This is a genomic window from Burkholderia sp. BCC0044 (assembly GCF_902832955.1).
Classification (GTDB): Bacteria; Pseudomonadota; Gammaproteobacteria; order Burkholderiales; family Burkholderiaceae; genus Burkholderia.
The window spans coordinates 560,043-574,484 of record NZ_CADFDO010000004.1 but is presented as its reverse complement, the minus strand read 5'-3'; the positions used below and the strand labels follow the sequence as shown (position 1 = coordinate 574,484).

The 14,442-nt window shown below is 67.8% G+C and carries 10 protein-coding genes; 6 read left to right on the top strand and 4 right to left on the bottom strand.

Annotated elements, in window-relative coordinates; translation table 11 throughout:
• Positions 1–27: 27 nt before the first annotated feature.
• Complete coding sequence (locus HWX14_RS25255; RefSeq protein ID WP_244130330.1) at positions 28–678, bottom strand: GntR family transcriptional regulator; 651 nt, start codon at positions 676–678, stop codon at positions 28–30.
• A 53-nt stretch (positions 679–731) separates the two neighbouring features.
• On the opposite strand from HWX14_RS25255, the gene HWX14_RS25250 reads away from it, so the two are divergent.
• Positions 732–1,898 (top strand): pyridoxal phosphate-dependent aminotransferase, encoded by a 1,167-nt coding sequence (locus tag HWX14_RS25250; protein ID WP_175885080.1) that lies wholly within the window; start codon positions 732–734, stop codon positions 1,896–1,898.
• Between the two features lie 177 nt (positions 1,899–2,075).
• Here the strand turns inward: HWX14_RS25250 and HWX14_RS25245 are convergent, their stop codons facing one another.
• A complete protein-coding gene (locus HWX14_RS25245; RefSeq protein WP_175885079.1) occupies positions 2,076–3,422 on the bottom strand; it encodes an MFS transporter in 1,347 nt (448 codons plus the stop codon).
• A gap of 298 nt (positions 3,423–3,720) precedes the next feature.
• On the opposite strand from HWX14_RS25245, the gene HWX14_RS25240 reads away from it, so the two are divergent.
• The 3 genes from HWX14_RS25240 to HWX14_RS25230 all read left to right on the top strand — a co-directional run bounded on the left by HWX14_RS25240 (position 3,721) and on the right by HWX14_RS25230 (position 7,937).
• On the top strand, positions 3,721–4,758 hold the full coding sequence (locus HWX14_RS25240; RefSeq protein WP_175885078.1) for a LacI family DNA-binding transcriptional regulator: 1,038 nt from the start codon (positions 3,721–3,723) through the stop codon (positions 4,756–4,758).
• A gap of 186 nt (positions 4,759–4,944) precedes the next feature.
• Positions 4,945–6,726, top strand: a complete 1,782-nt coding sequence (locus tag HWX14_RS25235; protein WP_175885077.1) for an IlvD/Edd family dehydratase — start codon at positions 4,945–4,947, stop codon at positions 6,724–6,726.
• A gap of 32 nt (positions 6,727–6,758) precedes the next feature.
• Positions 6,759–7,937 carry a fumarylacetoacetate hydrolase family protein gene (locus HWX14_RS25230; protein WP_175885076.1) on the top strand — a complete coding sequence of 393 codons (1,179 nt, stop codon included), beginning with the start codon at positions 6,759–6,761 and terminating at the stop codon, positions 7,935–7,937.
• Positions 7,938–8,146: 209 nt separating this feature from the next.
• On the opposite strand, the gene HWX14_RS25225 is transcribed toward HWX14_RS25230, so the two are convergent.
• A complete protein-coding gene (locus tag HWX14_RS25225; RefSeq protein ID WP_175885075.1) occupies positions 8,147–9,964 on the bottom strand; it encodes a methyl-accepting chemotaxis protein in 1,818 nt (605 codons plus the stop codon).
• Positions 9,965–10,321: 357 nt separating this feature from the next.
• Between HWX14_RS25225 and HWX14_RS25220 the strand changes: the two genes are divergently transcribed.
• A complete protein-coding gene (locus HWX14_RS25220; protein WP_175885074.1) occupies positions 10,322–11,908 on the top strand; it encodes a methyl-accepting chemotaxis protein in 1,587 nt (528 codons plus the stop codon).
• Positions 11,909–12,097: 189 nt separating this feature from the next.
• Complete coding sequence (locus HWX14_RS25215; protein WP_175885073.1) at positions 12,098–14,059, top strand: phosphatase PAP2 family protein; 1,962 nt, start codon at positions 12,098–12,100, stop codon at positions 14,057–14,059.
• Between the two features lie 56 nt (positions 14,060–14,115).
• Here HWX14_RS25215 and HWX14_RS25210 read toward each other — a convergent pair whose 3' ends face one another.
• Positions 14,116–14,382 (bottom strand): hypothetical protein, encoded by a 267-nt coding sequence (locus tag HWX14_RS25210; RefSeq protein ID WP_244130329.1) that lies wholly within the window; start codon positions 14,380–14,382, stop codon positions 14,116–14,118.
• Positions 14,383–14,442: the final 60 nt, after the last annotated feature.

The following is a 14,442-nucleotide window of genomic DNA, read 5'->3' as shown; positions in this document are numbered from 1 at the left end:
ATCGATGCCCCGGCCTGACCTGCGTCCCTACCGCCTACGCAACGCCTGAGCCAATGCCTCGCCCGCAGCCAGAATATGCGCGGACAAAACCGCACACGCCGCATCCACATCACCCTCCCGTATCGCCCGAACGATGTTCCGATGCTCGTCGTTCGAGCGATCCTGCCAGTCCAGTTGCTGCCACGTCGCATACAAATGCCGTGAACTGGCCCGATGCATGTCGCCAATCGCGGCGATGAGCCGCGGCATCCCGCACCGCGCGGTCAATGCGCGATGAAACCGCAGATTCAGCGTGCCCAGCACGGCTATGCCGTGCGCCGCCGACTCCTGATCGAGGATCGCATCGAGTTCCTCCAGCGCCCCTGCGTCGAGAGCGGGAATCGCCTCACGCAGCGCCAGCGCCTCGAAAGCAGCGCGCATCTTTGCCATTTCAAGCACGTCCGCGGGCTCGAGCGGCGCCGCCCGCACGCCTCGTCGCGGTTCGACCACAGCCAACCCTTGCGCTTCCAGCCGTCTGAACGCCTCGCGCACCGGCACATGACTCGCGCCGAACTCTGCCGCGATGTGGTCCTGACGCAGCCACTCCCCCGGCGCGATGACACCCGAGATGATGCGGTCCGCCAATGCGACGGCGATCCGATCGGCCAGCGAGCGATCCTCCTTGACTTCAAAGTTCATCCCGACCACCATGCATATATTATCTATTAAATTGTAACAAAATCGGAGGCTCGATGCGCCACCACCGTCCAGTTCGTCTGCAGCACATTGCCGGCATCGGCGTCGATCGCATGGGTTCGATCGCCGATCATGCCGATGTCGACCTTTTGCGACTCGAAAATCTCGATACCGACATCCCGCCCACTTCAGAAGCGCTCGCCTTCACCCGAGCGGCAATCCAGCGGGACTCGGCCAACTCCTATTTGCCATTCGTCGGTCAGGATCGGCTACGCGCGAGCGCTGCCGCCCACGTATCGGCGCTTTCGGGGCAGCGCTTCACCGCCGACCAGGTGGTCGTATCGGCGGGCGGGCTCTCCGGCATTCTGAACACGCTGCTCGCCACCGTCGAGACCGGCGACGAAGTCATCGTCACCGATCCGACGTACGCGGGTCTGCTGAACCGCGTCCGCCTGGCGGGCGGCGTGCCGCGGCAAGTACCGTTCGCTTTCACGCCGGGCGGCGAATGGAAGCTGGACCAGGCCGCGCTGCGGGCAGCAATCGGTCCGCAAACGCGGGCCATGCTGCTGATGTCGCCGTCGATGCCTTCGGGTGGCTTCCTCGATGCGTCCGACTGGCAATTGATCGCGAGCCTGTGTGTGCAGAACGATCTGCTGCTGATCCTCGACAGCGCGATGGAACGGCTGCTCTTCGATGGACGCGAGGTCATCCATCCCGCCGGCCTGCCCGGCATGGCCGAGCGCACGGTCACGGTCGGCGCCGCGTCGAAAGAGTTGCGCATGATCGGCTGGCGGGTCGGCTGGATCGTCGCGCCGGAATGGCTGATTCCGGATCTGGTGGCCGTGTCGCTCGCCAATGTCGTGGTGCCGGTCGGCGTAGCGCAGGAGGCCGCGGCGGTTGCGCTCGAACATTCCGCATCCGATCTGCCTGGCTACGTGAGCGAACTCGAGAGACGGCGGGATACGGTCGCAACCGAACTGTCGGGCCTCCCGTTCGGCATGCCGGCGGGCGGCTGGTCGATGTTGCTGCGTGTGTCCGATTTCGGCCTGACCGGATCGCAGATGTCGGAGCGGTTGCTGCGCCGCGGCGTATGTGCGACGGCCATGACCGGATGGGGTGTCGCACACGGCGAGCAGTACGTCCGTTTCGTGTTCTCGAACGAACCGGTCGAACGGTTGCGCACGCTCGGAGACAAGGTGCGCTTCGCACTGGAGGACGCATGACGACCGCCCACGAGAAAGCGGAGTAGCGCGCCGAGCGTCCCCGGCTGGAGGTAGCCGGAATTCCGCGTGTGATGGTCGAGCGAACTCACACGAGATCAATCCACGTGGCGTGATGCATCCTGCGCCGGGCCGGCGCGATGTCCCAGCCCCGGCCGGCCGGACCCTAGCGCGAACGCCCTACCGCCCCACCGGCGGCCGCAGGATATCGCGCGGAATCGCCGCGATCAGCACGCAGCTGACCAGCAGGCAAGCGCCCAGCGCATAGGTCCCGTTGTTGATGTTGCCGGTCATCTGCTTGGCGACGCCGGTAATCATCGAGCCCGTGAAGCCGGACAGGTTGCCTACCGAATTGATCAGCGCGATGCCGGCAGCCGCGGCCGTGCCGGACAGGATCTGCCCCGGAAAGGTCCAGTAGATCGGCATCAGCGCGAGGATGCCGCACGTGGCAATAGTCAGGAATACGATCGATATCGCCACGTTGTGCGCAAACGCCGCGCTCAGGATCAGGAAAACGCCGCCGATCAGCGCGGGAATCGCCGCGTGCAGGCGGCGTTCGCCGGTCTTGCGCGAGTGCGACGCGTTCCACACCATCGCGAAGATCGCCGTCAGGTACGGAATGGCCGTCAGCACACCGATGTGCAGCGGGCTGTGCACGCCCGACGCGCGGATGATCGACGGCAGCCAGAAGGCCAGCCCGTAGAAGCCGGTATTGAACGTCAGCAGGATGAACGTAAGCAGCCAGACGCGCGGGCTGCGCAGCGCGGCGCCGATGCTGTGCGACTTGTGCGCGGCCTCGGATTCGAGATTGCGCGACAGCACCGCCTTTTCGTCGGCGGACAGCCACTTCGCCGACTGCGGGCCGTCGCCGAGGCAGGCCAGCACGATGAACGCCACCACGATCGACGGCAGCCCTTCGAGCAGCAGCATCCATTGCCAGCCGCTCATGCCCGACAGGCCGTGCGTCTGCTCCATCAGCCAGCCGGACAGCACGCTGCCGAGCGTCAGGCTCAGCGGGATCGCGACCAGGAAGCCCGACATCGCCACGCTCTGGCGTCGCGCCGGGAACCAGTAGTTCATGTACAGGATGACGCCCGGGAAAAACCCCGCTTCGCACAGCCCGAGCAGGAAGCGCAGCGTGTAGAACATCGTGGTCGTCTGCACGTGGAAGAACTGCGCGAGCGGCACGATGAACGCCATCGACGACGACACGATGCCCCACGTGATCATGATCCGCGCGATCCAGAAGCGTGCGCCGTAGCGATGCAGCAACAGGTTGCTGGGCATCTCGAACAGGAAATAGCCCCAGAAGAAGATGCTGGCGCCGAGCGCATAGACGCCGTCGCTCAGGCTCAGGTCGTCGAGCATCTGCAGCTTCGCGAAGCCCACGTTGACGCGGTCCAGGTAAGCCACGACGTAACAGAGCAGCAGCAACGGCAGGATGCGCCGCATGACCTTGCGATAAAGGGCGTCTTCGGACGAGTCGGCCGCGGCCGGTGCGGCAGCGGCCTGCGTAATGGATGGCATCGGTCTGTCTCCTGTTTATGTAGGTCTTCTTCGTACCGTCGCGTGCGCTTCGCGCATCGATGTTACCGATAACATTCCATGGCAAAAAAAAGCCGACGAGGCGACGGGAGCGATCGGCACACTGATACCGGTAACAAATTTGAAGGTAGCATGCGGCGATACGCGCGTACAAGTCCCGCGGAACGCGTGGTTTCCCTAGTGCGTCCCGCTCTGTGACGGGCACGCCGCGACCGCGCCTGCACGGGATGCGGCCCCGGTATGATGTAGCCTTTCCGGCCTTCTCCCGATCGCGATTCCGATGCCCAGTCCCACCGCCGTCCGGCCCGCCGGGCCGCCCCGCATGTCCGACGTAGCGCGCCTCGCCGGCGTATCGAAGATGACGGTGTCGCGCGTGCTCGCCGGCCACAGCGTGGCCGCCGAGACGCGCGCACGGGTCTGCGAGGCCATCGACCAGCTCGGCTACGTGGCGGATGCCGCCGCCGGCGCGCTGTCGTCGGGGCGCTCGGAATTCGTCGCGGTGCTGGTGCCGTCGCTGTCGAGTTCCAACTTCTCGGACACCGTGCGCGGCCTGACCGATGCGCTGGAGCCGCATGGCCTCCAGCTGCTGCTCGGCGACACCGACTACGACCTCGAACGGGAAGAACGGCTCGTCCGCTCGATGCTGCGGCACCAGCCGCGCTGCGTCGCGCTGACCGGCGCGCAGCACACCGAGGCAACGCGCAAGGTGCTGGAGCGCTCGGCGATTCCGGTGGTCGAGATGTGGGATCTGCCCACGCGCCCGATCGACACCGCCGTCGGCTTCTCGAACGTGCGCGCCGCCCGTGCGATGGTGCGTCATCTGGCCGAGCGCGGTTATCGACGCATCGGCTTTCTGGTCGGCGCGAGCGAACTGGACCGCCGTGGCCTCGACCGGCTCAAGGGCTACCAGGCGGAGATCAAGGCGCTGGGGCTGGGCGAACCGCGCGTCGTGCGGCTGGGCGAATCGCCGATCACGATGAGCCACGGCGGGCCCGCGATGGCAGCCCTGCTGGAGCAATGGCCGGATACCGACGCGGTGATGTGCGTGAGCGACATGTCGGCGTTCGGCGCGATCATGGAGTGTCACCGGCGCGGACTCGCCGTGCCCGCCGACATCGCCGTGGCCGGCTTCGGGAACTTCGAAGTGGCCGAGTGCTGCCACCCGACCATCACGACCGTGTCGGTCGACGCGTACGGCATCGGGCTGCGCACGGGCGAAGCGTTGCTGGCGGCGCTGCAAGCGCGTGACGGCGGCGAGCGCACCGCATCGAAAAGCATCCGCATCGACTACACGATCATCGCGCGGGAAAGCGCCTGACGCGCCGACGGCCGCGCGCATCCCAAGACGCGGCGCGCGCGGCTTCGCACCGGCCCTGCCCCACACCTTCGCCGCGCGCGCACGAAATCCCTTCCGCTACGCAAAAAAGCCGTGCTAACATCGAGTCAATGTTACCGGTACCATCCGGCACGCAAAATGAAAAGGCCCCTTAGGAGACAGCCTGCCATGTCACAAACCCCTCGCCGTCTGCGGAGCCAGGAGTGGTTCGACGACCCCGCGCATGCAGACATGACCGCGCTCTACGTCGAGCGCTTCATGAACTACGGGTTGACGCGCGAGGAACTGCAGTCGGGCCGCCCTATCATCGGCATCGCACAAACTGGCAGCGACCTCGCGCCATGCAACCGCCATCACATCGAGCTGGCCGAACGCACCAAGGCCGGCATCCGCGACGCGGGCGGCATTCCGATGGAATTCCCCGTGCATCCGCTGGCCGAGCAGAGCCGCCGGCCCACCGCCGCGCTCGACCGCAATCTCGCGTACCTCGGGCTGGTGGAAGTGCTGCACGGTTTTCCGCTGGACGGCGTGGTGCTGACGACAGGCTGCGACAAGACCACGCCCGCGTGCCTGATGGCCGCGGCCACCGTCGACATGCCAGCGATCGTGCTGTCGGGCGGCCCGATGCTCGATGGCTGGCACGAGGGCAAGCGGGTCGGCTCGGGCACGGTGATCTGGCATGCGCGCAACCTGCTCGCGGCCGGTGAGATCGACTACGAAGGCTTCATGCAGCTGACCACGGCTTCGTCGCCGTCGATCGGCCACTGCAACACGATGGGCACCGCGCTGTCGATGAACAGCCTCGCCGAGGCGCTGGGCATGTCGCTGCCGGGCTGCGCGAGCATCCCCGCCGCCTATCGCGAGCGCAGCCAGATGGCTTACGCAACCGGCAAGCGCGCGGTGGAACTCGTTCGCGAGGACCTGCGCCCGTCGAAGATCATGACGCGCGCGGCATTCGAGAATGCGATCGTCGTCGCCTCCGCGCTCGGCGCATCGACCAACTGCCCGCCGCACCTGATCGCGATTGCGCGCCACATGGGCGTCGAGCTGAGCCTGGACGACTGGCAGCGCTTCGGTGAAGCCGTGCCGCTGCTCGTCAACTGCATGCCGGCCGGCGAATACCTCGGCGAGAGCTTCCACCGCGCCGGCGGCGTGCCCGCGGTGCTTCGCCAGCTCGATGCGGCCGGCCTGCTGCGGCGCGACTGCCTGACCGTGTCGGGCCGCGCGATCGGCGAGATCGCCGACACCGCGCAGGACGCCGACCGCGACGTGATCCGCACGCCCGATGCGCCGCTCAAGCATGGCGCCGGCTTCATGGTGCTGTCGGGCAACTTCTTCGACAGCGCGATCATGAAGATGTCGGTGGTGGGCGAAGCATTCCGCCGCACCTACCTTTCCGAGCCGGGCGCGGAGAATACGTTCGAGGCGCGCGCGATCGTGTTCGACGGCCCCGAGGACTACCACGCGCGCATCAACGATCCCGCGCTGAACATCGACGAACGCTGCATCCTCGTGATCCGCGGCTGCGGCACGGTCGGCTACCCGGGCAGTTCCGAAGTCGTGAACATGGCGCCGCCGGCCGAGCTGGTGAAGCGCGGCGTGACGTCGCTGCCGTGCATGGGCGACGGACGCCAGAGCGGCACATCGGCCAGCCCGTCGATCCTGAACATGTCGCCGGAAGCGGCGGTCGGCGGCGGCCTCGCGCTGCTGCGCACGAACGATCGCGTGCGCGTCGACCTGAACCGCCGCAGCGTCGACGTGCTCGTCGACGAGGACGAACTCGCGCGCCGCCGCGAGACCGCGAGCTTCACCGTGCCGCAGGCGCAAACGCCGTGGCAGGAACTCTATCGCCGCTTCGTCGGCCAGCTGTCCACCGGCGGCTGCCTCGAACCGGCCACGCTGTACCTGAAGGTGATCGAGCAGCGCGGCAACCCGCGCCATTCGCACTGACCCCACCGCCTCCGACTCTTGCCGAGCTGACCATGCGTACTCCTTCCGTTTCCGACTGCCTGCCGCACGACCTTGCCCATGCACTGCTGATCGGCCGCGTCTGGCGACACGACGGCGCCCACGCGGGCCCGAGCGTCGTCGCCGTGCGCGGCGGCGAAGTGTTCGACATCACGCGTACCGTGCCGACCACCGCGGACCTGTTCGACCGCCCCGATGCGGTCGCCATCGCGCGCACCGCTTCCGGCGAATCGCTCGGCCGCGTCGAGCCGTTGTTGCAGGCGGCGCTGGACGGCACGCCGGGGGCGACGCACCTGCTCGCGCCGTGCGACGTGCAGGCGATCAAGGCGTGCGGCGTGACCTTTGCGGTCAGCCTGATCGAACGCGTGATCGAGGAACAGGCCGGCGGCGATCCGGCCAAGGCGCGGGAGGTGCGCGACACCATCGCTGCGACCATCGGCACCGACCTGTCGAAGATCGTGCCGGGCTCGGAAGCTGCGTTGCGCCTGAAGGCGGAACTCGAGCGCCGCGGCGCGTGGTCGCAATACATGGAAGTCGGCATCGGCCCGGATGCCGAGGTGTTCTCCAAGGCGCAGCCGATGTCGGCGGTCGGCTTCGGCGCGGACGTGGGGCTGCTGCCCATATCGGTATGGAACAACCCGGAACCGGAGATCGTGCTGGCGGTCGCCAGCGACGGCAGGCCGGTGGGCGCGACGCTCGGCAACGACGTGAACCTGCGCGACATCGAAGGCCGCTCGGCGCTGCTGCTCGGCAAATGCAAGGACAACAACGGCTCGTGCGCGATCGGCCCGTTCGTACGGCTGTTCGACGACGGCTTCACGCTCGACAGCGTGCGGGCATGCAGCGTGTCGCTGCGCGTCGAAGGCGCGGACGACGGCTTCGTGCTCGACGGCATCAGCCACATGCGGGAGATCAGCCGCGACCCGGCCGACCTCGTCGCGCAGACCTGCGGCGCGCATCACCAGTATCCGGACGGCTTCATGCTGTTCCTCGGCACGATGTTCTCGCCGATCCAGGATCGCGACGCGCCCGGCGGCGGATTCACGCATCACCTCGGCGACCGCGTGACGATCTCGACGCCCGCGCTCGGCGCACTCGTCAATACCGTGCGGCTGTGCACGGAGATCGCGCCGTGGACCTTCGGCGTGCGCGCGCTGTATGCGAATCTCGCGGCACGCGGGCTGCTTGCCTGAACGAAACGGCAGCGATACCGGCCTGCCCGCCCGCGATCGATCGCAGTCAGCCAGCGCATGCGCAAGGTACCGACGGATCAGCGCGGGGCACGGACGCGATCCGGCCCGTCGTCGGCGGGTAGACCAACCGGACTGGCGTCACGGCGCTGCACTGCTCCGGCAGCGCGTCGCATGAAGCCGGGGGCACCGGGCCCCCGTCAAACCACCCATCACGCCGCCACCGCGCGCTCCGCCAGCTTGAACTCCCCGACCGTCTGCGCGAGCCGGGCCGCCTGCTCGCGCAGCGACGTCGCGGCCGCCGCCGATTGCTCGACCAGCGCCGCGTTCTGCTGCGTCGTATCGTCGAGCTGCGACACCGCCTGATTCACCTGCTCGAGCCCGGTGCTCTGCTCCTTCGCGGCGACGCTGATTTCGGCGATCACGCTCGTGATGTTGCGCACGCCGTCGACGATTTCGTCCATCGTCGCACCGGCCGTCTGCACGAGCCCGGAGCCGCCCTCGATCTTCTCGACCGACGAGTGGATCAGCTGCTTGATTTCCCGCGCGGCCTGCGCGCTGCGCTGCGCGAGCGCCCGCACTTCCCCGGCCACGACCGCGAAACCGCGGCCGTGCTCGTTCGCGCGTGCCGCTTCGACCGCGGCGTTCAACGCGAGAATGTTGGTCTGGAACGCGATGCCGTCGATCACGCCGACGATGTTGGCAATCTCCGCCGACGCCTGCGTGATGTCGTTCATCGTCGAGACGACGTCGCGCACGACGGTGCCGCCCCGCAGCGCGACATCCGACGCCGATTCCGCCAGACGGCTCACCTGGCTCGCCGCATCGGCCGAGTTGCGGGCGGTGCCGGCGATCTCCTCGAGCGCGGCGGCCGTTTCCTGCAGGCTCGACGCCGCGTGTTCGGTGCGGGCCGACAGATCCTGGTTGCCCTGCGCGATCTCGGCGCTCGCGAGGTTCACGGACGCGCTGAACGCGCGGATCTGCAGCAGGATCGCACTGATCTTCTCGGCGAACGCGTTGAACGCATGCGCGATCTGCGCGGCTTCGTCCGCGCCGTCGGCCGGCAGGCGCTTCGTCAGGTCGCCGCTGCCGCTCGATACGTCCGTGAGCGCGTCGCGCACCAGCAGGATGCGCTTGAAGGCCGCGTTCGTCATCGCGCCGACCAGCGCGGCCGCGATGACGGCGACGATCACGATCGCCAATAGCGTCGTCGTCGCGACCGCTCGCATGCCGGCCGTCACGTCCGCCTTGTCGAGCGCGAGCACCAGCGACCAGTCGGTGCCGGCGATCGGCTCGGCGCGCATCAGCTTGGCGACGCCGTCGATATCGACCGCGACGGGCGCGACCGCCGTCTGCAGCGCGCCGAGGCGGTCGGCATCGAGTTCCGGCGAGAGACCGGTGGCCGGCTTCATGATCAGGTCGGTCTTGGCCGACGCGATCACGCGAGCGCCCTTGTCCACCAGGAACGCAAAGCTCGCCGGCGTCGGGTGAACGGAGGTCACGATCGCGCTCACGTTCTCCATGAACAGGCTGGCGGCCAGCACGCCCTTCACCGCGCCGTCGCGCATCACGGGCACCGCGAACGCGACCGCCGGCTTGCCGCTCGTCGCATCGCGGTAAAGCGCGGTCACGACCAGATGGCCCGCGCCGACGGCCTGCTTGTACCAGGGCCGCGCGGTCGGATCGTAGCCGGGCGCGAGCGGCACGTTCGAGAATGCCGTCTTGTCGGGCAGGCCGAGCGTCAGCACCTCGAAGCCGCCCGACTTGCCGAGCAGCTTCAGCGCCGGCACCGGGTCGCCCTCGCCGATCGCGATCGTGTCCGCGAGCGCCTGGGTTTCGCGCGCCCGGCTGGCCACCCATTCGTCGATCGCCAGCGCGTGGCCGGCGAGAATCGACTTGTGATTCTGGTCGATGGCCTCGTCGTTGTGGGTCTTGACGACGTAATAGACGAGCCCCCCGGTTACAGCCAGCGCCGTCACTACGATGGCGACACACGTCGCCAGTATCCGTGCGCGAATTGATGACAGCATGATGACTTCGGTCTCCATTACCGCGTGATTGAAATGGATCGCTGAACAAGGCGACCCTGATCCGTTTAACGGCACCAGGGGCCGGAAGTTGAGTGATGCCGGAAGGACAGCGACCGGCACGGCCACGCGGCGGGCGACACGGCGCGCTATCGCCCGATAGCGCGAACGCGAAAACCGGCAATGTCGTGCGAAAACGGCCCCGTTCGCCCGCCCGCGTGACGAGCACGGACCGTGGTCAGAATTTTTTCGACATCAGGTCGCACGCAAACGATTGCTCCAGGGAGCCGATCCTAAACTGTTCATTCACCGTTCCGATAATCAGGAAAGCTATTTGATACTCAAGACTGGACTTTTCTCATGAATGATCGACGGTTAACGGTTCGTACGAAGCTGATCCTGGCTTTCGGACTTCTTACGTGCATGGTCGTGCTCGTCTCCCTCGTCGGCATCGTATCGCTCGGCAACGCGAACGCGGCATTCGACAACTACGTCAACGGCACCAACGCCCGCGCGAACCTGGCGGACAAGATTCGCTTCGCGGTCGACCGGCGCGCGATCGCCGCCCGCAACCAGGTCCTCGCGGCCAGCCCGCGCGACGCGGACATCGAGAAGGAAGCCGCACTGCAGGCCGACCGCGAAGTCGGCGCGCTGATGGGCGAACTGACGAATGCGGTCCGCGAGGGGAGCGGCGCGTCCGACAAGTCTCGCGAACTGGTTCGGCAAATCGGGGCGGTCGAGGCGCAGTACGGCCCGGTGGCGCGCGCCATCGTCGACGCGGCGGCGAACAACCGGCGCGACCAGGCGATCACGATGATCAACGAACAGTGCCGACCGCTGCTGGCGCAGCTTGTCGCGGCCACCGACACGTATGCGACGTACTCGCGCTCGCGGGCCGACCAACTGGTGAAGGAATCGGACGACCGTTATACCTCGCGACGGCTGATGCTGATCGCGATCTGCATCGCCGCCGCCGCCGCGGCCGCGATCTCGGGCGTCTTCATCACCCGCGGCCTGCTGCGCTCGCTGGGCACGGAGCCAGCCGCGCTCAGCGATATCGCCCGCCATATCGCCGCCGGCGATCTCGGCGCCGAATCCACGACCGGCGCCGCGCCGGCCGGCAGCGTGCTGGCTTCGATGCGCGACATGCAGGCGAACCTGAGCCGCCTGATCTCGGAAGTCCGTACCGCATCGGGCAACGTCGCGACCGGCGCCGGCGAAATCGCGTCCGGCAACCAGGACCTGTCGTCCCGCACGGAACAGCAGGCCGCGTCGCTGCAGGAAACCGCGTCGAGCATGGAGCAACTGACGTCCACCGTGCGCCTGAACGCCGACAACGCGCAGCAGGCGAGCGGCCTGGCGAACAACGCATCGGAGGTCGCCGAGCGCGGCAGCACGGCGGTCGGCCTGATGGTCGACACGATGACGGACATCAGCGCGAGCTCCGCCAAGATCGCCGAGATCACCGGGATCATCGAAGGGATCGCGTTCCAGACCAACATCCTCGCGCTCAACGCGGCCGTGGAGGCCGCCCGCGCCGGCGAGCAGGGCCGCGGCTTCGCGGTGGTGGCGAGCGAAGTCAGAAGCCTGGCGCAGCGTTCGTCGAGCGCCGCGAAGGAGATTCGCGAGCTGATCTCGCAATCGGTCCGGAAAATCCAGGACGGCTCGCATATCGCGAACAACGCGGGCGACACGATGAGCGAGGTGACGCATGCGATCTCCCGCGTGACCGACATCATGGGCGAGATCGCCGCGGCGTCGAGCGAGCAGAGCCGCGGCATCGAGCAGGTCAATCTGGCCATCACGCAAATGGACGAAGTCACCCAGCAGAATGCGGCACTCGTCGAGCAGGCCGCCGCCGCATCGAAATCGCTCGAGGAACAGGGAAACCGGCTTGCCGAGGCCGTCTCGCTGTTCCGGCTGGACACGCGCACGGCCGGTGCGTAGGCCGGCGCCCGCCGCCCTGTGTCGGTGACGGACGCCATGAATTTCGGCGTCCGTCATGTTAAGCATCGGAAATTAACCAGATAGTGGGAATTTTCGGCAGCCGCGTGCAACGCGAAACAATTCCGTAACGACCGCGTAACGATCGCTCACCACAATCCTCCATCTTCTACCCTCAGGATGGAGTCTTGCATGTTTGCGTCACGAAGCCGTTTCCCGCTGCACGTCGCGGCATTGTCGAGTGCGATCGTACTGGCTGCGTGCGGCGGCGGCGACGACGTCACGTCGACCGGCACGATCGCCGCGGCCGTTCCGGCGCCGCCCGCCGACCCCGGCTTCGTCGACAGCGCGCCGATCCCGAGCGCGCCCGCCTTCGTCGACAACGTCGCGACCAACCAGCGCGGCGACGCGCGCTATGCGACGCTGTCGACCAACGCCGCGGTGCGCGTGCTGAGCCGTTTCCTCGATCTGTGGCAGCCGGCGACGATGCTGGTCGACGCGGGCGTGAGCGCGCCGGCGAACGGCGCGTTCCCGGCCATTTCGCCGTCGACCTGCTCCGGGCTGCCGAACAGCGGCGTGCCGTGCGGCACGATCCTGAACGATGCGGTGCTGTCCGCCAACGTGCAGTACGTGGTCAACGCGACGACCGCGCGCACACCGCAACAGGCCGATGCCGCGTACTACGACGACCGGCGCGGCAAGGGATACAGCGTGACCGACGGCATGGGCCCGCTTACCGCCGCATGGCGCACCGCGGCTCAGCAGACGACCAGCATCACCAGCGTGCCCGCCGATGCGACGACCGTGCTGTACAACGACTCCGGCAACAACGTCGGCGTCGGCAGCAGCAGCGGCAATGCCAGCTTCGGGAAGGTCGTCGACCTGCTCAACGAAATGGGCAACAACGCGTCGACCGAACCGTCGAAGCGCTTCTTCAAATACGCGCGCCCGTACCGCTGGAGCAGCAGCGTGATCGTCGCGCCGACGCTCGTGCCGGCCGAAAGCACGACGCCCGCGACCGACGGCGGCTTCGTCAGCGGCCACACGGCCGAGGCGGTGCGCGATGCGACGACGATGGCGTGGCTCGTGCCGGAACGCTTCCAGGAAATGGTCAGCCGCGGCCTCGAACTGGGCGAGAACCGCATTCTCGCCGGCATGCATTCGCCGCTCGACGTGATCGGCGGCCGCACGCTCGCGCTGGCCATCAGCGCGGCGAACCTGACCGCGTACGCCAGCGACGCGCAGGCCGCCTACACGCAAGCCCATCAGACGCTGCAGCAACTGACCGGAACGAGCGCCACGACCTTCTCCGCATTCGCGCACTCGGGCACGACGGCCACCGACCGGTTCGCCGACTACACGACGAACCGGGCCGCGTTCCTGCGCCGCATGACGTTCGGCTTCGGCGCGATCGAATCGACGAACGCACCGCCGGTCGTGCCGAAGGGCGCGGAGATCCTGCTGCAGACGCGCTTCCCGTACCTGAGCGCCGACCAGCGGCGCGTCGTGCTGAAGACGACCGAACTGCCGTCCGGCTATCCGGTGATGGACGACGCGGAAGGCTGGGGCCGCCTGAACCTGTTCGCGGCGGCCGACGGCTACGGCGCGTTCAACGGCAACGTGATCGTGTCGATGGATGCGTCGCAGGGCGGGCTCAATGCCGCCGACCTGTGGCGCAACGACGTCGCGGGCGCCGGCAAGCTGACGCTGCAGGGCAGCGGCACGCTGACGCTGGCGGGCAACAACGCCTATACGGGCGGCACGCAGGTGAGCGGCGGCACGCTGGCGGCTGCGTCCGCGACGGCGTTCGGCAAAGGCGACGTGTACGTCGGCCCGGGCGGCAGCGTGCGGATCGCGGCCGCCGCGCCGGTGACGATCGCCACCCGCTACACGCAGCTCGACAACACGACGCTCGAACTCGACATCGACGGCAACGGCGGCGGACGGCTGCGCGTGGGCGGGCCGCTCACCGTCGCGGGCGGCACGCTGCACGTGAAATTCGTGAACGGCTACGCGCCGAAGGCCGGCGACACCATCGCGCTGATCGACGGCGCGGCGGCTGCCGCGAAGTTCGCGACGGTGACGGTCGACGGGTTCAAGGCCACGCCGGTGTATACCGCGACGGGCGTGTCGATCACGCTGTCGGCGGCATAACCGGCGCGGAAGATCGATCCTGCAACGGCGCCGCCTACGGGCGGCTTCGGCTTCGGCTACGCGAAGCGACCGGAGGCGGCCATGTCGGCGCCATCCGGGCGAGGCCGCGTACCGAAGCGCCGTTGCAGCTCGATGATCGTCGGCAGGTTGAAGTCGTGGACGTCCGGCATCGCGCCGCCCTGCCGCCGGCTCACCTCGACACAGAGTTCCAGCGCACGTGCGCGGGTCTCGGCGAGCAACCGCAGCGCCTCGCCGAGCAAGCCCTTCTCCAGGTCGGACAGATGATCGTCGTGGCCGATTTCGCCGATCGCCGGCTCGCTCATGCTGGTTTCCATCGCGGCTTCTCCTTCGCTGTCCGATTGCGCACGCGGTCGCCCATCCGC